The organism is Microvirga solisilvae (assembly GCF_022808595.1).
GTDB classification, from domain to species: Bacteria; Pseudomonadota; Alphaproteobacteria; order Rhizobiales; family Beijerinckiaceae; genus Microvirga; species Microvirga solisilvae.
The window spans coordinates 54,165-73,836 of the sequence record NZ_JAKUCN010000003.1; the positions used below are offsets into that span (position 1 = coordinate 54,165).

A 19,672-nucleotide genomic window follows, 5' to 3' on the forward strand; every position below is an offset into this window, starting at 1 on the left:
ATGCGGCTTCGCCTCGAACCCGGCATGGTGATCGACGGCTTCACGCTCGTCGAGCATTTGAACACCGGCGGCATGGCGCAGATCTGGTCGGTGACGCGCGAGGGAGACGAAACGGCTGAAAAAGAGAGCATCGGATCGATCCCGAAACCGGGATCCACTTTCGGGTCCGATGCTCTGGTGATGAAGTTCCCGATGCTCATCGACAGCGACGATCCGATTCCCATCGTCTGCTTCGAGACCGAGCAGATGATCATGCCGCGCCTGTCGGGCCGGCACGTGCCCCGCTTCATTGCTGCGGGCCCGCTCGATCCGCAGGCCTATATCGTGATGGAGCGCATCCAGGGACAGTCGCTGAAAGCGCGCCTGAAGGATGTGCCGCTGCCCTGGCAGGAAGTGGTGGCCATCGGCGCGAAGGTGGCGCGCGCCCTGCACGAACTGCATCTGCAGAAGGTCATTCATCTCGACGTGAAGCCGAGCAACATCATGTTTCGCGAGACCGGCGAGGCGGTGCTCGTCGATTTCGGCTTCTCACGGCACGAGCAATTGCCCGATCTTTTAGCGGAGGAATTCCGCGAGCCCTTCGGCACCACGCCCTACATGGCGCCGGAGCAGGTGCTGGAGGACCGCGCCGATCCACGCAGCGATCTCTTCGCCCTCGGCGTGATGCTGTATTTCTTCGTCACCGGCGAGCGCCCCTTCGGCACGCCCAAGGGCGGCCAGATCCGTCGCCGCCTGTGGCGCGATCCGGTCCCGCCGCGCGCCCTCAATCCCGAATGCCCGCCCTGGCTGCAGGAGATCATCCTGCGCTGCCTGGAGGTCGACCCGAACGACCGCTACGCGACCGCCGCGCAGCTCGCGCTCGATCTTGAACATCCGGAGCAGGTGAGGCTTACCGAGCGGGCCCAGCGCCTTGAGCGCGACAGCGGATTGCAGACCTTCCGCCGCTGGCTGAAGGCGCGCAACGCCAAGCCGCTCGAGACGCCCAATATCGTCGGCCAGCTCTCCCGCGCCCCGATCGTTCTCGCCGCCATCGATCTCTCCCCCGGCAACGAGGATCTGGTGGAGGCGCAGCGCGTGCTCATCGAACGCATCCTGTCCACTGACAGCCAAGCGCGCCTCTCCTGCGTGAACGTGCTCAAGCTCTCGCGCATCGCCGTCGACGTTCTGGAGGACGAAGAGGGCAGAAGCCTCCACGTGCAGCGGCTCGTTCAGCTCAAGCATTGGGGAGCGGCCCTCGACGTTCCGAAGGAGCGGGTCACCTACAGCGTGCTGGAGGCAACCGATCCCGCTGCCGCCATCATCGATTACGCGCGCCACAACCATGTGGACCATATCGTCATCGGCGCCCGGGCCGCCTCGGCGCTCCGGCGCTATCTCGGCAGCGTCTCGTCGCAGGTGGTGGCCGAGGCGCCTTGTTCGGTGACGGTGGTGCGCGCACCCCGGGAAAAGCCCGAAATTCCATAGCCGCATGCCCGTCAAACGTGCTTGCCGGGCAGATCCAGCCGGCGCGAAATTCCGATCGCTTGAAGGAAGGCTTCGTCGTGGCTGACGACCAGAATGGCGCCGTCATAGGCGCGCAGTCCGGCTTCCACGGCCTCGATCGACTCGATATCCAAGTGGTTCGTCGGTTCGTCGAGGATGAGGAAAGGCGGCGGGGTCGATCCGCCGAGCACGCAGGCGAGCCCCGCGCGCAGCAATTGCCCGCCGCTCAAGGTCGACACGAGCTGCAGCGCCGCATCGGCCCGGAACATGAAACGCGCCAGGGCCGCGCGGCAGGCATTTTCACCGGCCTCAGGATTGATGCGCCGGAAATTATCACGGATCGACAGCGCAGGATCGAGAAGGCTGACCTTCTGATCGAACATCGCCCAATCGGCCATGACCCGAACGCTTCCGCTCCAGGGCTGTAATTGACCCGTAATAAGCGAAAGCAGCGTGGTCTTGCCGGACCCGTTGGGCCCGACTACGGCGATGCGCTCCGGCCCGGTGATCGACAGGGACAGATCACGCAGGATCGGCTTTTCAATATCGTAGCCGATGCTGGCATCCTCGATCACGAGAACGGTCCTGCCGGGCGGCAGATGCGTCGGCGGGAGAACCACGGAGAAGGGTTGCAGGATTTCGATGCGCCCCCGCGCCAATGTCGCTGCCTCTAGAGCCTGCGCGCGCCGCCGCTCGGCGAGGCGTGCATTCTCGCCGCCCGTGTCCTCGCTGCGATCCTTGCGGGCGCCCATGAGAATGCGCGGCATGTCGCCCTTGTCTTTCTTGCGCTGGCCCGCGCGATCCTTGCGCGCCTTTCTCTCCGCCGTTTCCTGAGCCCTCCGGTCGACCTCGGCAACCTGCTTCTCCGCATCCGCCAGATCGCGTCGGGCTGCAGCAAGCTCCAGGGCCTTGCGTTCCCGATATCGGCTCCAGTTGCCGCCGTAGCGCGCGGCGCCGAGCGAGGTCAGCTCGACGATGGCATCCATGGTGTCCAGCAGCTCGCGGTCGTGACTGACGACGACGGCGCCACCCCGCCATTGAGCGAGAAGGTCGATCACGGCCTTGCGTCCCTCCCGGTCGAGATTGTTCGTTGGTTCGTCGAGGAGCATGAAATCAGGCTCTGCGAAGATGAGCGCGGCAAGCCGCGCCCGCGTGCTTTGCCCTCCGGACAGGGCCGTCAGAGGGGTATCAAACTCCGCATCGAGACCGACACGGGCAAGGGCCGAGGCGACACGCGTTCCAAGCGTCCAATCGGCATTGATCAGATCCTCGGCGGAAGCTTCGCCGCTCTCGGCACGCTGCAGAAGGAGCATCGCCGCGCGGATGCCGAACAGATCCGCGATAGTCTCGTCAGGATTGGCCTGAACCGCTTGGCGGAGAACGCTGAAGGTGCCGTTGAGCGTAATGGAGCCGGCATGCGGGGCAATCTCACCGGAGATCAGCCTGAGAAGCGTGGTCTTTCCCGTGCCGTTGCGGCCGACGAGGCCCGACCGTTCGGGGCCGAAGGTCAGATCGAGATCGGAGAAGAGGGCACGACCGTCAGGCGTGGACCATGAGAGACGGGAGAGAGTGATCGAGGCAGACATGGCAATGGATGTTCCTGGTGGCAAGGCAAATGGGCGTTGCTGTCAGGTTGAAATCCATTGATGCTCACATCCTCTTGAAACGGACGCTCTCCGGCGTCGAGGCCAGATATACGCAGTCATCTCCTGCTCCGCAACTTGCTGTCGAACTTGTGGCAGACAGGATGATATTGCTAAGTTCGATCCGATTGAGTGGGATATCGTATGACACGCAGGCTTCTATCCACCGGCTCCCCCATGGAGAAAGCCTATGGCTATTCCCGTGCGGTCGTTCAGGGCCCATGGGTCTTCATGGCTGGAACGACGGGTTATGATTATTCAGCCATGACCATGCCGCAGGATGTGGCAGAGCAAACCCGCAATTGCTGGAAGACCATCGAGAGATACCTGAAGGAAGCTGGATCCGGCCTTCAGGACCTTGTCCGTGTCACCTACTACGCGACGGACGCGCAGGATGCCGAGGCGATCCTCGGTGTTTGCGGGGAAGTGTTGGGCGATATTCGTCCCGCCGCGACCTTCCTTGTGGTCAAAAGCCTCCTCCTTCCTGAGATGAAGATCGAGATCGAGGTCACGGCTCTCAAGCCCTCCGTCTAACGGCCAACGCGACAAACGCTTGCCAAGCGGCGGATTCGGCTTTTTAAGAGCCCTGGATTTATCAGCTCACGACAGGGACCTTCCCATGGCAACGCACAAGCTTCTCCTTCTCCCCGGCGACGGCATCGGTCCGGAGGTCATGCGTGAGGTCGAGAAGATCGTAGGCTGGTTCCGCAAGCGGGGTGTCGGCTTCGAGACCGAGACGGATCTCGTCGGCGGCTCGGCCTATGACGCCCATGGCAAGGCCATCTCGGAAGAGGCCATGGGTCTTGCTCAAGATGCCGACGCGGTGCTCTTCGGTGCGGTCGGCGGCCCGAAATGGGACGGCGTCCCTTACGATGTGCGCCCCGAAGCCGGCCTGCTGCGCCTGCGCAAGGATCTCGGCCTCTTCGCCAATCTTCGTCCCGCTATCTGCTATCCGGCGCTGGCTGACGCCTCCTCGCTCAAGCGCGAGATCGTCGAGGGCCTCGACATCGTGATCGTGCGCGAGCTTACCGGCGGCGTCTATTTCGGCGAGCCGAAGGAGTTGGTGACGCTGGAGAACGGCCAGCAGCGCGCCGTCGACACGCAGGTCTACACGACCGGTGAGATCGAGCGCATCGCCCGCGTCGCCTTCGACCTCGCCAAGAAGCGCCGCAACAAGGTGTCCTCGTCCGAGAAGATGAACGTGATGAAGACTGGCGTTCTGTGGCGCCAGGTCGTGTCGCGCATCGGCAAGGCGGAATTCGCGGATGTGGAACTCGAGCACGTGCTCGCCGACAACTGTGCCATGCAGCTCGTGCGCAATCCGAAGCAGTTCGACGTGATCGTCACCGACAACCTGTTCGGCGACATTCTCTCCGACATCGCCGCCATGCTCACCGGCTCGCTCGGCATGCTGCCTTCCGCATCGCTCGGCGCGGAAGATGCAAAGACCGGAAAGCGCAAGGCGCTTTATGAGCCGGTGCACGGTTCCGCTCCCGACATCGCGGGCAAGGGCCTTGCCAACCCGATCGCCATGATCGGCTCCTTCGGCATGGCGCTTCGCTATTCCTTCGGCCTGCTCGACGAGGCGGATCGTCTGGAGAAGGCGATTGCCAATGTTCTCGCTTCCGGCACGCGCACGAAGGACATCGCGGCTCCCGGCGCGAATGCGGTCGGCACGCAGGATGTGGGCGATGCCATCGTGAAGGAGCTGGACGCTCTGTCGTAAGGCTTCACAAGCTCATGAAAAAAGCCCCGGAGCGATCCGGGGCTTTTGCAATCTGGGCTTTTGTTCGTGAAAGCTGTTTACCGGATCGAGCCCGTTGCCTCGACATCGACGCCGAAGGTCGGGAAGGGATTGCGGGCGCCGACAAAAGGTCCGCCGATGGGATCGGGCAGGGTGCCTTCGCCGAAGCGATCACGCTGATGGCCCCAGGGCGGATTGGTCATGTAGGACAGCTGGCCCTGCGTGGCGTAACGGTTGAGCGAGCCGACAGGCGCAACGGGTCCCGGATCGAGGAAGCTGCGCGGCTGGACGCGGAAGGTGAGGGGACGATCCTGAGCCTGCGCCTCGGCTGCCACGGAGAAGGCACCGAGAGCTGCAACCATGCTCAGGCCAACAAGAGTGTAGCGGCGCATTTTGCAAACCTCCAGGATTGGCGCCAGCAGGTTCGCCGGGCCGTCGTGAATGAATTCAAAGGCTGTCAGAACAAGCCAGGCCTGCCTAAATTGGTTCCTTCACATTGTCGGGTTCACCTTAAGAGTAAGAGCAGACATTCATGCAGGATCGACGCAACGCGCTGGACCCGTTTGGGAAGGATCGCCTGACAGTTTTGGGCGAAACGCCGCTCGTGGCCGAGACGCCTGAAGCGCTTCTCGATGACGAGACCACGCCGATTGCGCGCTTCTTCATCCGCAACAACGGCCTGTTGCCTCGGCGGGTGGACAATCCCGATGCGTGGCGCGTCATCATCGATGGCGAAGTGGAGCACCCGCTCGATCTGACCGTTGCCGATCTCAAGAGTCGCTTTCCGGTAAAGACCTTTCGCATGGTGCTCGAATGCGGCGGCAACGGGCGCTCTTTCTTCGAGCCAAAAGCCGAGGGCAATCCCTGGACGAATGGCGGCGCCGGATGCGCGGAATGGACGGGCGTATCTTTGCGCGATGTCCTGCAGGCTGCGGGTTTGAAAAGCACGGCGCTTTTCACCGGTCATTTCGGGGCGGACCCGGACAAGACCGGAAGCATGGAACAGCAGGCCATGTCGCGGGGCATGCCGATGGCGAAGGCGCTCGAAGAGCACACTCTTCTCGTCTGGGCCATGAACGGCGAGCCGCTGCCGTTCATCCATGGCGGGCCGTTGCGCCTCATCGTGCCGGGCTGGCCCGGCTCGCTCAGCCAGAAATGGCTGACGCGGATCTGGATCCGCGACCGGGAGCATGACGGTCCAGGCATGACCGGGTTGTCCTATCGCATTCCGGTCCACCCGATCCCGCCGGGCTCTGACGCCAAGAACGTGGAGTTGCGGATTCTGGAATCGATGCCGGTGCGCAGCATCGTCACGGCGCCGGCCCATGAAACCCGGTACGAGAGCGGTACGCGCTCCATCACCGTGCGGGGCGCGGCCTGGGCGGGAGATGATGCGGTGGCGCGTGTGGATTGCTCCATCGATGGCGGCGCGACCTGGGTGCTGGCGCAGATGACGCCGCCGCGCAACCGCTATGATTGGGTGCGCTGGAGCGCGACACTCGCTCTGCCCGGAGACGGCGCTTACGAGATCATCGCCCGCGCAACCGATTCACAGGGACGGGTGCAACCATTGCAGGCGACCAACTGGAACCCGAACGGCTACGGCTGCAATGTCGTGCACCGCGTGGCGGTCAGGGTCGACCCGGCGTCCTGACGCCGATCGAAGCGGTGCGGGCGGCGGCTCCGCAGGCATCCGTCCTGTTGCGCTCGGAGCGCGCGAAAAGGGCCTTCAGACTCGGGCTGCCCGCGCCGTTGAGCATCACGCCGTCGATGAAGCAGGCGAGCTGCGCATCGTCGATGGCCTCGGCCTGCGTATCGCAGAGCCAGCCCTGGAAGCCGAAGCCGGAATCGTGATCTTTGAAGCGGAAGGTCTGGCAATCCTGCTCGCTCTTGCCGACGAGGCTCATGGCGGCGACCTCGACCGGACCGAACTTGGTGACGATCATCCGGCTCTGCGCATTGCGCGAGACCGCCAGCCCCGCATCGGCCGCGCGGCGCACGATGTCGACGAAGAAGCTGCGGGAGGGTTCGGACGAACCTTGAATCAGCGTGAGCCGCGCATGGCGCGCCTCGCCGAAACGGCCGAGGGACAGGGTGTCCTCGCGCGCGCCGCTCGTGTGCTGCCGCGCCTCGCTGCTTGCGGTGCCGAAGGTTTTATCAATGGCGTAAAGGGCGGGACCGGAGGCAACCGCATTCCAGACAGGAGCGGGCGCGATCAGCACGGAGGAGGGCACGCCCGTGCGCGCAACGACCTTGGCCTCGTCGCCCTTCTGCCGGGCGAAATAGACCAGGCCCGCGATCATGAGCGAGGACATGAGGATCAGGCGGATCCACCGCACCGGCTTCCTGCGTGCACGACGGGCCGGACGTTCGTCGAAGAACGCCTCGTCATCGTCCCATGCGGAATAACCGGCTCGTGCCATCACGCTCCACCACGCCCGTCAATTGGGCTGTCATGCCCATGTTCTAGCGTAGCACTGGCCAAGCCTCGAAAGGTTTTGCTAAGCAAGGTGAACGGAACGTTACCGCTCTCACGCCGAAAGCACCTCCATGGTTCAGCCCGTCATCCGCCTAGCCACCATCGAGGATGCGCCGGAGGTGGCGGAGCTGGTCCGCGCCGTGGACCTTCACTATGCAGGCCCCGAGGTGGCAAAGCCCCTTGCGCCGACGCTGGCCATGGTCGAGCAGACCATGCGGGAGGGGGAGGGCACGCGCTTCGCGCTGGCCTTCATCAATGGGCAGGCCGTGGGGCTCGCCTGCTTTGCCCTGTTGCGGCCCGGTTTCCGGCTGACAGGCCTGCTTTTCCTGAAGGAACTCTTCGTCACACAGGATGCGCGCGGAAAGGCCGTGGGTGCGGCGCTGCTGCGCTGGCTTGCCGATTATGCGCGCGAACGCGGCGCGACACGCATCGATCTCACGACTGAGGGCAGCAATACGGGCGCGCAGGCCTTCTACGAGCGCCTCGGGGCGGAGCGGATGAACAAGGTCTTCTACCGGTTCAATCTCTCGACCGATGTCCTGACCGGCGATTGAATGCCCGGATCAGCAAGAGAATGCTTGACGCGAGCGAACCTTTGGTGTGTTGGTGAAGTTATCGAGGTCCGAGCTGGACCTGCGAATGGACGAAGGCAAATGGCGCTGCTCACTTACACGACGAGCAAAACGAAAACCGCCACGACGACCGTCAAAACGACGGTCGAATAAGCCTCGTCGTCCCCGGTTCTCTCTCCCCACGGGGCGAGAGGCGACACCCGAATAGGGTTTTAGAAGTTTTCCCGGGGAGAACGACAACAGGAGAAGTCCAATGGGTTACAAGATCGCCGTCGTGGGTGCGACCGGCAATGTGGGCCGCGAGATGCTGAGCATCCTGGCCGAGCGCGCTTTCCCGGCCGATGAGGTGGTGGCGCTGGCCTCCCGCCGCAGCCAAGGCTCGGAAGTGTCCTATGGCGACAAGACCCTGAAGACGAAGACGCTCGATACGTATGATTTCTCCGACGTCGATCTCTGCCTCATGTCGGCTGGTGGCGAGGTATCGAAGGAATGGTCGCCCAAGATCGCGGCGCAAGGCGCGGTGGTGATCGATAATTCCTCCGCCTGGCGCTACGATGCAGACGTGCCGCTGGTGGTGCCGGAGGTGAATGCCGAGGCGCTCCGCGAGATCAAGAAGGGCATCGTCGCGAACCCCAATTGCTCCACCGCGCAGCTCGTCGTGGCTTTGAAGCCGCTCCATGACGCCGCCACCATCAAGCGCGTGGTCGTCGCCACCTACCAGTCGGTTTCCGGCGCGGGCAAGGACGGCATGGACGAGCTCGACCGCCAGACCAAGGCGCTCTACTCCCTGCAGGACGTGCAGGAAAAGAAGTTCCCCAAGCGCATCGCCTTCAACCTGATTCCGCAGATCGACGTGTTCATGGAAGACGGGTTCACGAAGGAAGAGTGGAAGATGACGGCCGAGACGAAGAAGATTCTCGACCCGAAGATCAAGCTCACCGCAACTTGCGTGCGCGTGCCGGTTTTCATCAGCCATTCGGAAGCGGTGAACGTGGAATTCGAGAAGCCGATCACGGCGGACGAGGCCCGCAACATCCTGCGTTCGTCGCCCGGCATCATGGTGGTCGATAAGCGCGAGCCCGGCGGCTATATCACGCCCCACGAGGCGGCTGGCGAGGACGCCACCTACATCTCCCGCATCCGCGAGGACATCACCGTCGAGAACGGCCTGTCCTTCTGGTGCGTCTCCGACAACCTGCGCAAGGGCGCGGCGCTCAACGCGATCCAGATCGCCGAGGCTATGATCAACCGTGGCCTGCTGAAGGCGAAGAAGCAGGCGGCATAAGTTTTATCGGTCTCTCTCTTCGGAAAGGCGGCTCTCAAGCCGCCTTTTTTATTGCCAAGTTCCACCAAAAGGCGCACAGGCGATCTTGAGAACATTGTTTCATCGAGATACGCCCATGGCCATCCGCACCCTCCGCATCGCAGCCCTTTCCCTCATCCTCGGTCTTGCCGCACCGCTCGCGGCCCAAGCCCAGCAGAATACCTCCATCGTCGAGCAGCAGCAGGCGGCCTGGGCCAAGGCGCAGAAGGTGGCCAAGGAAGGCCCTGTCTCGGTGCCGCTGGCAGGCCAGGTCGATTTCAAGCTGCCCGCCGAGTTCGTTTTCATTCCGCAGCCCGAGGCCGGGGAGCTTCTGCGCTCGTTCGGCAATACGCCGGGCTCCGACATGCTCGGCATGGTCGTGCCTGCGGGCGACGAGAATTGGATCGCCACGATCCGCTTCGTGAAGTCGGGCTTCATCAAGGACGACGATGCCAAGAACTGGAACGTGGACGAGCTGCTCGAGAGCCTGCGCCAGGGCACCGAAGAGGATAACAAGGATCGCGCCGCCCGCGGCTTCGCGGAGATGGAAGTGAAGGGCTGGGTGGAGAAGCCGAGCTATCAGGCCGATACCCATCGCCTCGTCTGGTCGGCGCTCGCCATGGACAAGGGCGGTAAGGAAGAAGACGCCAGCGTCAACTACAACACTTATGTGCTGGGCCGCGAAGGCTATGTGAGCCTCAACTTCATCACCACGCCGGGCCAGATCGAAGCCGAGAAGAAACTCGCGCAGCAACTCCTGGCGTCGGTTTCCTATGTGAGCGGCAAGGCATATGCCGATTTCAATCCCTCCACCGACCACGTGGCGGAATACGGCCTCGCGGCCCTCGTCGCAGGTGCTGCGGCCAAGAAGTTCGGCCTCTTCGCGGTGATCGCAGCCTTCTTCGCGAAATTCGCCAAAGTGATCCTGGTCGGTGTCGTCGCTCTCGGCGGCGCGGTGTTCAACCTGTTCCGGCGCAAAACGTCTTAAGGCTCTTCATCATGAAGCTGCTCCTTCTCCTTTTCGCGGGCCTCAAGTTCGGCAAGCTCTTCACCACTGGCGGCACCATGTTGGTGTCGGTGGTGGCCTATGCCTGGATCTTCGGCTGGTGGTACGCGGTCGGCTTCGTCGGTCTCCTCTTCATCCATGAGATGGGCCACTACGCCGCCGCGCGGCAGCGGGGGCTCGATGTCGGCGCGCCGACCTTCATTCCGTTCCTCGGTGCCTGGATCACCATGAAGGACATGCCCGCCGATGTGGAGACGGAAGCGCATGTGGCCATCGCCGGTCCGTTCCTGGGTTCGATCGCGGCTTTCGGCGTCTATTTCTGGGCGCTCCAGACCGACAGCCGGTTGCTGCTCGCGATCTCCTATTCCGGCTTCTTCCTGAACCTGTTCAACCTGCTCCCCGTCTCGCCGCTCGACGGCGGACGCATCACGGCGATCATTTCTCCGCGCGTCTGGCTGCTTGGTGCACCGCTGATGGTGGCTCTGCTCTTCTATCGCCCGAGCCCGGCCTTGTTCATCGTCGCGCTTCTGGCAGCACCCCAGGTGTGGAAGGCCTGGAATTACGATCCGAACGCGGAAGAAAACCGCGCGTATTACGATGTGCCCAACAAGGTGCGGGTGGAATACGGCCTGATTTATCTCGGCCTCACGGCCGTTCTCGCGATCATGACCTATCATGTTCACGAGATGCTGACGTCCGGACGTCCGTTCTAAGAGACAAGGCCGGCGTCACGCCGGCCTTGTCGGCTGCGATGAGACAACGCGTTCTTCGGCCGTTGCCTTCAGCGGCGCGTCGATGGTGCATACGACACCGGTCGGCGCGAAATCGATCTTCGCTTCTCCTGCCAGAGGTCCCTGGGCGAGACTGCGCTCGATGAGGCGAGTCCCGAACCCGCGACGGGTCGGTGGCGTGACGGGAGGCCCGCCTTTTTCTTCCCACTTCAGAAGGATATGAGGCGCTCCCCGCGTATGATCCACGCGCCAGCTGATTTCGACCTTGCCTGTCTCTTTCGATAAAGCTCCATACTTCACCGCATTGGTTGCAAGTTCCTGGAGCGCCATGGCCAAAGCAAGTGTCGTGTTGGGCGGAAGTCTCACATTCTCTCCCTCGCAATGAATGCGAGAATGGCCGGAAGCCTGGAACGGCTGCATGGCATGCGCGACGACTTCGTCGATCCATGCTCCTTCCCAATTCTCCCGCGTCAGCACGTCGTGGGCCCGTGAGAGGGCGAACAGACGGGACTCGATGGCTTCCTGGGCGGCTTGTGTCGATGCCGCCGTGCGCAGAGTCTGAGAGGCGATGGATTGCACGGTCGCCAGCGTATTCTTGACCCGATGGTTCAGCTCATTGACCAGAAGGCGCTGGTGCTCCTCCGAACGCACTCGTTCGGTGACATCGCTGCCCTCGGCGAAGATGCCTGTAACCTGTCCGTGCCCATCTTTGATCGGCTGGAAGACAAAGTCGAGGAAGCGTTGCTCCGGCTCCCTTGAGGGATCGCGCTGGAGATAAACCGAGATGCCGCGACCGACGTAAGTCTCCTGTGTCCGGTAGACATGATCGAGCAGCTTGTCGAAGCCCTGGGAACCAATCTCGGGCAGGGCTTCGACAAGCGGCTTGCCGATGATCTCGCGGCGACCGACCAACTGGTAATAGGCCTCATTCACGAGCTCGAACACATGATCGAGGCCATTCCAGAGCACCATGAAGCCCGGAGCCTGGTGGAAGAGTTCGCGCAGTCGGTCCTTTTCCGCGACGATCCGGCGCTCCGCCTGAACGCGCTCCGTCGTTTCCACAACGATGGCGAGCACGCCGCCCGGTTTTCCTGTCTCGTCGATGACGGGGCTGTAATCCAGGTTCATCCAGACCTGTTCGGGAACGTTGTTGCGGTAGAGCGTGAGTTCCTGATCCTGGTAGGAGAGGGTACCTCCCGCCATGCCGACGCGCATCACGTTGGCGTTGAAATCGGCGACCTCCGCCCAGCCTTCCAGAACCTTCGAGCCGAGGAGGCGCGGATGCCGGCCCCCGGCAAACACGGTGTAGGCATCGTTGTAGATCATGATGCCGTCAGGTCCCCACAGAAGAACCATGGGAATCGGCGAGCGAAGCATGATGCTGATGGTGGTCCTCAAACTTTGAGGCCAAAAATCCATGGGTCCGATGGACGTACTGCCCCAGTCGAAGCTCTTCATGAGCGTCGACATCTCCCCGCCGCCTGCAAGAAAATCGGCAGGTGCGGTTCTGAGGTTATCGTGCATGGGCGCCAGCCCATGCAGGCGAGACGTTCTTGTGTAATTCGAAATCGAGATGCTCCGGCGGCAGGTTCGGGATGATCATCAATGTCATGTCGTTGCGCGTCGGTGACGGCATCGACCTGAGAAGCCCCGGATCGGCTGCCTGAAGATAAGTTCGGATATAGACAACACGCTTACCACGACAATTGTCTCCTCAGCTGTCACTTTTAGTCGAACGCGGGAGACAGCAGCGGGTTCTCGGCAGCATGTCGGTTGTCAGACTTTCCCGATCTCCCTGGGCCACAGGCTCGGAGCTTTCTTTCGGTTCGGGGGAACCGCCGGGTCGGAGGATTGGCTGGAGGATTCCTGACCAAGAGGGATCTCGAAGGAAATGTGGCAATGCCCGTTCCCATCGAAATGGATGCGCGTGCCGTACTCGGCCAGAATATCCTGGACGATGCTGAGGCCGAGCCCGCTCGAGGCCGGGTCGTTTCGCGATGGAACGCCCCTTTCGGGCAAACCGCCTTCGGTGTTTCCCGAAAAGCCGGGACCATCGTCCTCGACGATGATGCGGGCCATGCCGCCCACCCGTTCAACGCGAATGGTGACGGAAGACCGGGCCCATTTCCTGGCATTGTCGAGAAGATTGCCCATGACCTCTCCGAAATCATGGGGGTCCATGGCGATTCCCAGATCGGCGGGAAGCTCCGTGCGCCAGATGAGCTGATCGCCCCTGGGCATGTGCTGCATCAATCTTAAGATGCGGGCGATGGTCTCGTCCGCATGCGCATGATCGCCATGACCGACCGAGGCGCCGCTGGTTCGTGCGCGGGCCACCTCACGCTCGATATGGGCCGACAGCAGCTCGAGCTGTTCCTGCATCCGCGCAGCCGCATCCTTCAAGCCCGCCTGTTCGAGACGCCGGACTTCTCCTCCCAGAATGGTCAGGGGAGTCTTCAGCCCATGGGCGAGAGCGCCGGCGCGGTCTCGCGCCTTGCGCACGAGGTTTTCCTGGCGGTCGAGAAGCTTGTTGATGCTGTCGACGAGTGGCGCGACTTCGTCGGGAAAGCGTTTGGTCATGCGCCGGATCTGCCCGGTCTGCACCGCGTTCAATTCCTGTCCCACCGCTCGCAGCGGACGAAGACCGAGCCAGAGCTGCAGCCATGCGAACAGCACGAGCACAATCGCAATGGGAATGAGAACGCGGGTTACGTCCCATCCGAAGGCCTGCCGCAGTTCGACGATCTGCTTGTGATCGAGAGCGACCGCAAGGCTTAAGGTGCGGGAATCGTCCGCCCCGCCGATGGTGACGTTTCGCTCGACGACATAAAGCTCCGCGCCATCAGGTCCTTCGACTTCATAGGCCTTCTCGCCATCGGAATTCTGACGCGGGTCGGCCGCAGGCAGATCGGTGTCCCAGAGCGAGCGCGACCGCATGATGGGACGCCCCTGTTCCGAGACCTGCCAATACGCGCCTCCGTAAGGCTGATGATAGCGCGGGTCGGTCAGCCTGTGGCTGAGACCGGCTTCGCCTTCCGCTCCGAGCGCTGCGGCAAGCGCCGTCCAGCGGATATTGAGATCCTGCTCCACGTAGCGCAGCACCTGCCGCTCGAAGAACACCACGAGCGATGCCCCGGCGACTCCGATCGTTGCGACGATGGACATGATGGCGACAGCCAGCAGCCGCAGACGGATGGAGTTTCCTGTCATGATGACGATGACTCCATGATGTAGCCGTGGCCGCGGCGGGTTCCGATCGTGTCCGAACCGATCTTGCGCCGGAGACGGGCGACAAGGGCCTCGACGGCATTGCTCTCGGGTTCGGCCGTTCCGTAGACGTGCTCCACGAGTTCGCTTTGCGGCACGACGCGATTGCGGTTATGCGCCAGGTACCGCAGCAGCCGGAATTCCAGGGGCGAGAGTTCGACGGCCCTGCCGTTGATCATCACCCTGAGGCTTCGCGTGTCGATGCGCAGCGCCCCGATCTCGATGAGCGGCGTGACATGACGTCCGACGCGGCGCAGCAGGGCAGCGAGACGCGCAAGAAGCTCCTCCATCTCGAAGGGCTTGGTCAGGTAATCGTCGGCGCCCGCATCGATCCCCTCGACCCGCTGGAGCCAGGAGCCCCGCGCCGTCAGAACCAGGATGGGGACGATGCTGTCCTCTTCCCGCAAGCGCCGCACGATGGACAGGCCGTCAAGCTTGGGCAGGCCGAGATCGAGGATGACGGCGTCGTAATCCTCGGTCGAGGCGCGAAACCAGCCTTCTTCTCCATCATGGGCGATGTCCACCACATAGCCGGTTCGGGACAGGGCGCTCTCGATATCCGCGGCAATGGCCCGTTCGTCCTCGATGAGAAGAACTCGCATCAGCGCCTCCTGATCTGAAGGATGCGGTTGGCGCGGGCATCGACGACAACCTCGAAGTAGCGCCGATCCCGGGTCAGGACGAGAAATTCGTATTGCCATCCGCCGCTCCGGGTTCGATGCAGATCGACCTCCAGAACCTGTCCCGGCACTGCCTTGGAAACGGTTGGGAGAACGACGCCTAAGCCCAGGGCCCAACCATGGGACACGGCATCGCGGGCGCTCTCGGAGGAGGTGCTGCCCCAGCCGGACCAGCCTTGCGCATCATCGCCGCCTCGGCCTCGTCCCCGTCCGCTCTCGCCGTCGTCACCTCCGCGCCCCCGGCCTCTGCCGCCATCATCGTTTCTGTCGTCGGAATCCCGGCCATCGCCGCGATTGTCGCCGCGCCCGCCGTCATCGCCGCCGCCCCGGCCGCTGTTGTCGCCACCTCCACCGCCGCTGTCGCCACCGCCGTCCTTGGCGAATGCAACGCTCGGCCAGGAGCCCGTCACGGTTGCCGAGACCAGCAGGCAGGAGAACAGAACAATGACATAACGCCGGATCATGAGCCCTTCCAAAGCTCTCCAGCATAGCACGCCCAGGCTGATATTTCGCTGACGGCCCCCGTCAGGTTCGCATGCCGCATCCTGGCTAGTCTTCCTCCGCATCGGCGCAGCTCCACCGCGCCATGGATGAAGGAGAGAGACGATGTTGAAGCAGCTCAAGAACGGATCAAGCCTTTTGGTGCTCAGTGCGGTCCTGATGTCGTTGGCGGCGAGCGTTCCTGCCGTGATCGCCGATGCGGCCCTGTCGCCGGCCATGGCAAGGGGCGGGGATAGCGACAATGACGGGGGCCGTGGAGGCCGCGGAGGTGACGACCGTGGTGGCGACGACCGAGGTGGTGACAGCCGGGGTGGTCGTGGCGGCGATGATCGCGGTGGTGACAGCCGGGGTGGCCGGGGCAGCGATGATCGAGGCGGTGATGACCGGGGCGGTCGCGGAGGCGATGACCGTGGCGGCGACAACAGGGGCGGACGTGGCAGTGACGACAGGAGCGGGCGCTCGTCCGATGACGATGGCGGCCGGGGTCGTGGCAGGGGTCGCGGCGGCGATGACCGGACCCAGGTCGGGACTCAGACTGACGACCGCACGAGAACCCAAACCCAGAGCCGGACACGGACGCGCGGTGCCGACGATGTCGCCGTCAGGCGTCTCCGCGCCGGCGCGGATGCGGCCTTCGACGATAATGGGGGGCGGGTTCCCCGCGACAGGCGCTTCGAGCCCGGTGACGACCGCAGGCTGAACGGCCAGTAAAAGAGGCTCATGACGCTCAGCTGCGGAGATCTTCACTCCGCAGCTGAGGCTTTGATGTCGGCTTATGGCTCGACTTGACGCGCGGCAAACATCGACACGCGTTCGGGCATGTCGTCGACCACCGGCTTGAACTCGCCGGTTTCGGGATCACGCACCAGCAGCACGCCGGTCGCGACGCCGAAATAAGCGCCGTGCAGCTGCAGCTTGCCGCGCTCCACCAGAATGCGCACGCAAGGAAACGTCATCAGGTTCTTCAGGCTGTTCTCGATGGCGGCGAGTTCGAGACGCGGCAGATATTCTTCCAGATTGCCGCCGTGAGGGCCGAGGCGCTCGCCCGCCGGCTTGATCAGGTTCATCCAGCGGCCGATGAAATCGCCCGGCGAGAGCGGCGCGGTATCGTCGGCAAAGGCGCGCACGCCGCCGCAGCGGGCATGGCCCAGCACGACGATGTGCTTCACGCGAAGCGCCTGCACGGCGAATTCGAGCGCCGCCGAGGTGCCGTGGTAATCACCGCCGGTCTCGAAGGGCGGCACGAGGTTCGCCACGTTGCGCACCACGAACAATTCGCCCGGGCTCGCATCGAAAATCACTTCCGGCGAGACGCGGCTGTCACAGCAGCCGATCACCATTGTTTCAGGCGATTGGCCTTTCTCGGCCAGGGCCTCGAAGCGGCTCTTCTCGCGCGGGAGACGATCGTTGACGAAGGAGCGATAGCCATCGGTCAGGCGCTGGGGAAACATGGGTGGTTCCTCGTTGTCAGTGCGTCAGTTCAGTGAGCTTCTGGAGTTCGACATTGGCTCCGCAGAGGAGCACGCCGATCCGCTCGTTGGGTTCAGGCTTATAAGCCCCTGAGAGCAAAGCCGCCAGAGCCGCCGCGCCACCGGGCTCGGAGGCAATGCGGTGCTCGCGCCAGAGCATTCTCTGCGCCTCGCGGATGGCCTCGTCGGTAACCAGGGCCACGTGGTCGACGGTTTTCGAGCAGATCGAATGGACGAGCTCGCCCGTATTCCGGGCACCGAGGGAATCGGCTGCCACCGAATCCACGTCCACATCGACCGATTTTCCGGCCTGGAGGGCGGCATGCAGGGCCCGCGAGCCCTCCGGCTCCACGCCCACCACCTTCACGCGGCCCGCCCACCAGCTCGCAATGCCGCTGATGAGCCCGCCGCCGCCCACAGCCACGAGCACGGTGTCGAGATCGGGCGCGTCCTGCTCCCATTCGAGCCCCACCGTGCCCTGGCCCGTGATGGTGCTCTCGGCGGCGAAGGGGTGGATGCGCAGCGCGCCGGTCTCGGCCACATAGCGGTCGCAAGCCTCTTGAGCATCCGCATAGCGCGCGCCGCCGATCACCACCTCCGCCCCATGGGAGCGGATGACGGCGACCTTCGCCGGGCTCGAGATTTCGGGAACGAAGATGCGGGCCTTCACGCCGACCTGCTTTGCCGCATAGGCCACCGCCGCGCCGTGATTGCCGCCGGAAGCCGCCGCCACGCCCGCATCGGGAAAGGCGTTCGACAGAAGCGTGTTGAAGGCGCCGCGTGTCTTGAAGGAGCCCGCATGCTGCAGGAATTCGAGTTTCAGGCTGACCAGGCCTGGATGGCCGAAGGCCCCGGCCAGGTTCATCACCGGCGTGCGGCGGATATGGGGGGCGATCCGGACATGGGCCTCTTCGATGGCAGCGCGAGTGATGGTCATGGGGGATCTTTCAGGCGTTCTTTTGAGCGTCCAGATGGCGACCGGCAGGTCGTGGGCGTCGCGGCCTGGCGGGTCGGGAAAGGATTGGCCCCCACCTGTCGCGAGATCGAGCGCCACGGTCAACCCCGCAAGCGCATCGAGCAGGTCGTCCGCCGCTGCTCCCCGCGGGGGCCGGGAGTCGATGAGATGGGTGGCCAGGAGCCCCGACTGCTTCAGAAGGCCTCGGCGCAGACGCATGCCGGGTTCGTAGGGGACGCTCTTCACCTTCTTGGGTTGGTCGAGCGCTCGGGAACCGTTCAGCGCCCAGAAGGCGAGTTCGGGGTGAACCTCGAACACCTTGTCCGCCAGTTCGGGGCGCGCCAGCAGCAGCGCATCGATCTCGCGGATCTTCGGGAAGATGCCGAAGCCCTGGCGCGAGACCTTGCGCGGCGGGTCGGAGGTGGCGAGCGCAAGTTTACAGGCCTCGCCGTAATCCTCCGCATAGACCGCCTGGCGCGAGGGGATGGAGAAAATGGAGGATTGGCGCTGGCCGAGGAGCGGGCGGATGAGCTGTTCGGGCACGCGGCCCGAGCCTTCAATGCGCTCCGGCAGGCCGATCGGCATATCGACGGCAATGATCGCGGGCTTTTCCGGCGCATCGGCGATGGCGGCGAGTGTCGGGGCGACGACGATCCGCGCGGATGCAGGATTGCCGACTTCCATCAGCGCCGCGATCCACCCAGCCCGGCAGCCATCCACGCCCGCAACCCACGTCATTCGCTTCTCCTTTGCACGATCCCAGGGGGCTGATTAAAACCGAATGCGTGTCTGAGGAACCATCATGATCGCAATCCGTCCCCGCCGCAGCGCCCTCTATATGCCGGGTTCCAATGCCCGCGCATTGGAGAAGGCGAAGACGCTTTCCGCCGACGTGGTGATCCTCGATCTCGAGGACGCGGTCGCACCCGATCTGAAGGCCGAGGCGCGGGATGCGGTCTGCGCCGCCGTGAAGACCGGCGGCTACGGCGGGCGGGAACTCGTGATCCGCATCAACGGCCTCAACACAACCTGGGGCGAGGCTGATCTTGAGGCAGCGGCCTCGGCTGGCCCCGATGCGATCCTTCTTCCCAAAGTCTCGTCACCCGACGATGTACTGGCAGCGGGCCAGCGCCTCCATGCGCTCGGCGCGCCGGAGATGATGCGCGTGTGGGCGATGATCGAGACGCCGCTCGCGATTTTGCAGGCGAAAGAGATTGCCGCCGTGGCGCAGGACGCAACCTCGCGCTTGGCCTGCTTCGTCATGGGCACGAATGATCTCGCGAAGGATACGCGTGCTCGTCTTAAGCAAGGACGTGTAGCGATGATGCCCTGGCTCATGACGGCGCTTGCGGCTGCGCGTGCTTACGGCATCGACATTCTCGACGGTGTCTATAACGAGCTTTCGGACGAAGCAGGTTTTCACGCCGAATGCCTTCAGGGCCGCGATTGCGGCTTCGACGGCAAGACGCTGATTCATCCGAACCAGATCGCGGTTGCGAATGAGGTATTCGCGCCGTCACGCGACGAGATCGAGAAAGCACGCGACATCGCCGCGCTCTTCGATCTGCCGGAGAACGCGGGCAAAGGCGCGATCAGCCACAACGGCCGCATGGTCGAGCGGCTTCATGCGGAGATGGCGAAGCACACATTGGCGCTGGCCGAGGCGATTGAAAATCGCTCGTGATGTCTAGGTGGTCATCCCGGACGGCGTAAGCCGAGCCGGGATCGCGAGCAGAATGAAGTTGAGAGCCTCAGGATGTCATCCCCGCGCAGGCGGGGATCCATAACCACGGCGGTTGGATGGAATGCCACTGCGGCAATCGCCTGCTTCGTTCTGTAA

20 protein-coding genes are annotated in these 19,672 nt (G+C 63.6%); 10 read left to right on the forward strand and 10 right to left on the reverse strand.

The window, feature by feature from the left end; genetic code table 11:
* Window positions 1-1,464: a serine/threonine protein kinase gene (locus MJ639_RS07525; protein WP_243369854.1), complete on the forward strand. Its 1,464-nt coding sequence runs from the start codon at window positions 1-3 to the stop codon at window positions 1,462-1,464.
* Window positions 1,465-1,475: 11 nt separating this feature from the next.
* On the opposite strand, the gene MJ639_RS07530 is transcribed toward MJ639_RS07525, so the two are convergent.
* Entirely contained in the window at window positions 1,476-3,068 is a 1,593-nt protein-coding gene (locus MJ639_RS07530; RefSeq protein WP_243369856.1) for an ABC-F family ATP-binding cassette domain-containing protein, read from the reverse strand.
* Window positions 3,069-3,269: 201 nt separating this feature from the next.
* Between MJ639_RS07530 and MJ639_RS07535 the strand changes: the two genes are divergently transcribed.
* Both MJ639_RS07535 and leuB read left to right on the forward strand, forming a co-directional pair.
* The gene (locus MJ639_RS07535) at window positions 3,270-3,659 is read left to right on the forward strand and encodes a RidA family protein (protein WP_243369859.1); all 390 of its coding nucleotides are present in this window, start codon (window positions 3,270-3,272) and stop codon (window positions 3,657-3,659) included.
* Window positions 3,660-3,744: 85 nt separating this feature from the next.
* On the forward strand, window positions 3,745-4,851 hold the full coding sequence (leuB, locus tag MJ639_RS07540; RefSeq protein ID WP_243369864.1) for a 3-isopropylmalate dehydrogenase: 1,107 nt from the start codon (window positions 3,745-3,747) through the stop codon (window positions 4,849-4,851).
* Between the two features lie 77 nt (window positions 4,852-4,928).
* Here leuB and MJ639_RS07545 read toward each other — a convergent pair whose 3' ends face one another.
* Entirely contained in the window at window positions 4,929-5,261 is a 333-nt protein-coding gene (locus tag MJ639_RS07545) for a hypothetical protein (RefSeq protein ID WP_243369866.1), read from the reverse strand.
* A gap of 140 nt (window positions 5,262-5,401) precedes the next feature.
* Here MJ639_RS07545 and MJ639_RS07550 point away from each other — a divergent pair, with 140 nt between their 5' ends.
* Entirely contained in the window at window positions 5,402-6,523 is a 1,122-nt protein-coding gene (locus MJ639_RS07550; protein ID WP_243369870.1) for a sulfite oxidase, read from the forward strand.
* On the opposite strand, the gene MJ639_RS07555 is transcribed toward MJ639_RS07550, so the two are convergent.
* Window positions 6,501-7,292, reverse strand: a complete 792-nt coding sequence (locus MJ639_RS07555; RefSeq protein ID WP_243369873.1) for a hypothetical protein — start codon at window positions 7,290-7,292, stop codon at window positions 6,501-6,503. The two genes, MJ639_RS07550 and MJ639_RS07555, sit on opposite strands and share 23 nt — an antisense overlap.
* A gap of 127 nt (window positions 7,293-7,419) precedes the next feature.
* Here MJ639_RS07555 and MJ639_RS07560 point away from each other — a divergent pair, with 127 nt between their 5' ends.
* From MJ639_RS07560 to MJ639_RS07575, 4 genes are all read left to right on the forward strand, one after another.
* On the forward strand, window positions 7,420-7,902 hold the full coding sequence (locus MJ639_RS07560; protein ID WP_243369877.1) for a GNAT family N-acetyltransferase: 483 nt from the start codon (window positions 7,420-7,422) through the stop codon (window positions 7,900-7,902).
* A 271-nt stretch (window positions 7,903-8,173) separates the two neighbouring features.
* A complete protein-coding gene (locus MJ639_RS07565) occupies window positions 8,174-9,205 on the forward strand; it encodes an aspartate-semialdehyde dehydrogenase (RefSeq protein WP_243369880.1) in 1,032 nt (343 codons plus the stop codon).
* Between the two features lie 115 nt (window positions 9,206-9,320).
* A complete protein-coding gene (locus MJ639_RS07570) occupies window positions 9,321-10,211 on the forward strand; it encodes a DUF2167 domain-containing protein (protein WP_243369883.1) in 891 nt (296 codons plus the stop codon).
* 11 nt (window positions 10,212-10,222) lie between these two features.
* Entirely contained in the window at window positions 10,223-10,942 is a 720-nt protein-coding gene (locus MJ639_RS07575) for a site-2 protease family protein (RefSeq protein ID WP_243369888.1), read from the forward strand.
* A 15-nt stretch (window positions 10,943-10,957) separates the two neighbouring features.
* On the opposite strand, the gene MJ639_RS07580 is transcribed toward MJ639_RS07575, so the two are convergent.
* From MJ639_RS07580 to MJ639_RS07595, 5 genes are all read right to left on the reverse strand, one after another.
* Entirely contained in the window at window positions 10,958-12,484 is a 1,527-nt protein-coding gene (locus MJ639_RS07580; protein WP_243369896.1) for a sensor histidine kinase, read from the reverse strand.
* Window positions 12,474-12,596: a hypothetical protein gene (locus tag MJ639_RS17820; protein WP_279306562.1), complete on the reverse strand. Its 123-nt coding sequence runs from the start codon at window positions 12,594-12,596 to the stop codon at window positions 12,474-12,476. Before MJ639_RS17820 ends, MJ639_RS07580 begins: the two co-directional genes overlap by 11 nt.
* A 140-nt stretch (window positions 12,597-12,736) precedes the next feature.
* Complete coding sequence (locus tag MJ639_RS07585; RefSeq protein ID WP_243369900.1) at window positions 12,737-14,170, reverse strand: sensor histidine kinase; 1,434 nt, start codon at window positions 14,168-14,170, stop codon at window positions 12,737-12,739.
* Complete coding sequence (locus MJ639_RS07590) at window positions 14,167-14,829, reverse strand: response regulator transcription factor (RefSeq protein WP_243369905.1); 663 nt, start codon at window positions 14,827-14,829, stop codon at window positions 14,167-14,169. Before MJ639_RS07590 ends, MJ639_RS07585 begins: the two co-directional genes overlap by 4 nt.
* Window positions 14,829-15,371 carry a PepSY domain-containing protein gene (locus tag MJ639_RS07595; RefSeq protein ID WP_243369911.1) on the reverse strand — a complete coding sequence of 181 codons (543 nt, stop codon included), beginning with the start codon at window positions 15,369-15,371 and terminating at the stop codon, window positions 14,829-14,831. The genes MJ639_RS07590 and MJ639_RS07595 overlap by 1 nt, the downstream gene beginning before the upstream one ends.
* A 142-nt stretch (window positions 15,372-15,513) precedes the next feature.
* Between MJ639_RS07595 and MJ639_RS07600 the strand changes: the two genes are divergently transcribed.
* Entirely contained in the window at window positions 15,514-16,119 is a 606-nt protein-coding gene (locus MJ639_RS07600; RefSeq protein WP_243369913.1) for a hypothetical protein, read from the forward strand.
* Between the two features lie 62 nt (window positions 16,120-16,181).
* On the opposite strand, the gene MJ639_RS07605 is transcribed toward MJ639_RS07600, so the two are convergent.
* Both MJ639_RS07605 and MJ639_RS17875 read right to left on the reverse strand, forming a co-directional pair.
* A complete protein-coding gene (locus MJ639_RS07605) occupies window positions 16,182-16,859 on the reverse strand; it encodes a carbonic anhydrase (protein ID WP_243369916.1) in 678 nt (225 codons plus the stop codon).
* Window positions 16,860-16,875: 16 nt separating this feature from the next.
* Complete coding sequence (locus tag MJ639_RS17875; RefSeq protein ID WP_341482635.1) at window positions 16,876-18,570, reverse strand: serine/threonine dehydratase; 1,695 nt, start codon at window positions 18,568-18,570, stop codon at window positions 16,876-16,878.
* 64 nt (window positions 18,571-18,634) lie between these two features.
* Between MJ639_RS17875 and MJ639_RS07620 the strand changes: the two genes are divergently transcribed.
* Window positions 18,635-19,516, forward strand: coding sequence for an HpcH/HpaI aldolase/citrate lyase family protein (locus MJ639_RS07620; protein WP_243369918.1), 882 nt, complete (start codon window positions 18,635-18,637; stop codon window positions 19,514-19,516).
* The last annotated feature ends 156 nt before the right edge of the window (window positions 19,517-19,672 follow it).

Excerpts from the sequence above, each read along its gene's own strand:
- MJ639_RS07620 (WP_243369918.1), top strand. The coding sequence starts at position 18,635 with ATGATCGCAATCCGTCCCCGCCGCAGCGCCCTCTATATGCCGGGTTCC.
- MJ639_RS17875 (WP_341482635.1), bottom strand. The coding sequence starts at position 18,570 with ATGACGTGGGTTGCGGGCGTGGATGGCTGCCGGGCTGGGTGGATCGCG.
- MJ639_RS07600 (WP_243369913.1), top strand. The coding sequence starts at position 15,514 with ATGTTGAAGCAGCTCAAGAACGGATCAAGCCTTTTGGTGCTCAGTGCG.
- MJ639_RS07605 (WP_243369916.1), bottom strand. The coding sequence starts at position 16,859 with ATGTTTCCCCAGCGCCTGACCGATGGCTATCGCTCCTTCGTCAACGAT.
- MJ639_RS07555 (WP_243369873.1), bottom strand. The coding sequence starts at position 7,292 with ATGGCACGAGCCGGTTATTCCGCATGGGACGATGACGAGGCGTTCTTC.
- MJ639_RS07575 (WP_243369888.1), top strand. The coding sequence starts at position 10,223 with ATGAAGCTGCTCCTTCTCCTTTTCGCGGGCCTCAAGTTCGGCAAGCTC.
- leuB (WP_243369864.1), top strand. The coding sequence starts at position 3,745 with ATGGCAACGCACAAGCTTCTCCTTCTCCCCGGCGACGGCATCGGTCCG.
- MJ639_RS07585 (WP_243369900.1), bottom strand. The coding sequence starts at position 14,170 with ATGACAGGAAACTCCATCCGTCTGCGGCTGCTGGCTGTCGCCATCATG.
- MJ639_RS07550 (WP_243369870.1), top strand. The coding sequence starts at position 5,402 with ATGCAGGATCGACGCAACGCGCTGGACCCGTTTGGGAAGGATCGCCTG.
- MJ639_RS07535 (WP_243369859.1), top strand. The coding sequence starts at position 3,270 with ATGACACGCAGGCTTCTATCCACCGGCTCCCCCATGGAGAAAGCCTAT.
- MJ639_RS07525 (WP_243369854.1), top strand. The coding sequence starts at position 1 with ATGCGGCTTCGCCTCGAACCCGGCATGGTGATCGACGGCTTCACGCTC.
- MJ639_RS07595 (WP_243369911.1), bottom strand. The coding sequence starts at position 15,371 with ATGATCCGGCGTTATGTCATTGTTCTGTTCTCCTGCCTGCTGGTCTCG.
- MJ639_RS07580 (WP_243369896.1), bottom strand. The coding sequence starts at position 12,484 with ATGCACGATAACCTCAGAACCGCACCTGCCGATTTTCTTGCAGGCGGC.
- MJ639_RS17820 (WP_279306562.1), bottom strand. The coding sequence starts at position 12,596 with ATGCCGTCACCGACGCGCAACGACATGACATTGATGATCATCCCGAAC.
- MJ639_RS07590 (WP_243369905.1), bottom strand. The coding sequence starts at position 14,829 with ATGCGAGTTCTTCTCATCGAGGACGAACGGGCCATTGCCGCGGATATC.
- MJ639_RS07560 (WP_243369877.1), top strand. The coding sequence starts at position 7,420 with ATGGTTCAGCCCGTCATCCGCCTAGCCACCATCGAGGATGCGCCGGAG.
- MJ639_RS07565 (WP_243369880.1), top strand. The coding sequence starts at position 8,174 with ATGGGTTACAAGATCGCCGTCGTGGGTGCGACCGGCAATGTGGGCCGC.
- MJ639_RS07530 (WP_243369856.1), bottom strand. The coding sequence starts at position 3,068 with ATGTCTGCCTCGATCACTCTCTCCCGTCTCTCATGGTCCACGCCTGAC.
- MJ639_RS07545 (WP_243369866.1), bottom strand. The coding sequence starts at position 5,261 with ATGCGCCGCTACACTCTTGTTGGCCTGAGCATGGTTGCAGCTCTCGGT.
- MJ639_RS07570 (WP_243369883.1), top strand. The coding sequence starts at position 9,321 with ATGGCCATCCGCACCCTCCGCATCGCAGCCCTTTCCCTCATCCTCGGT.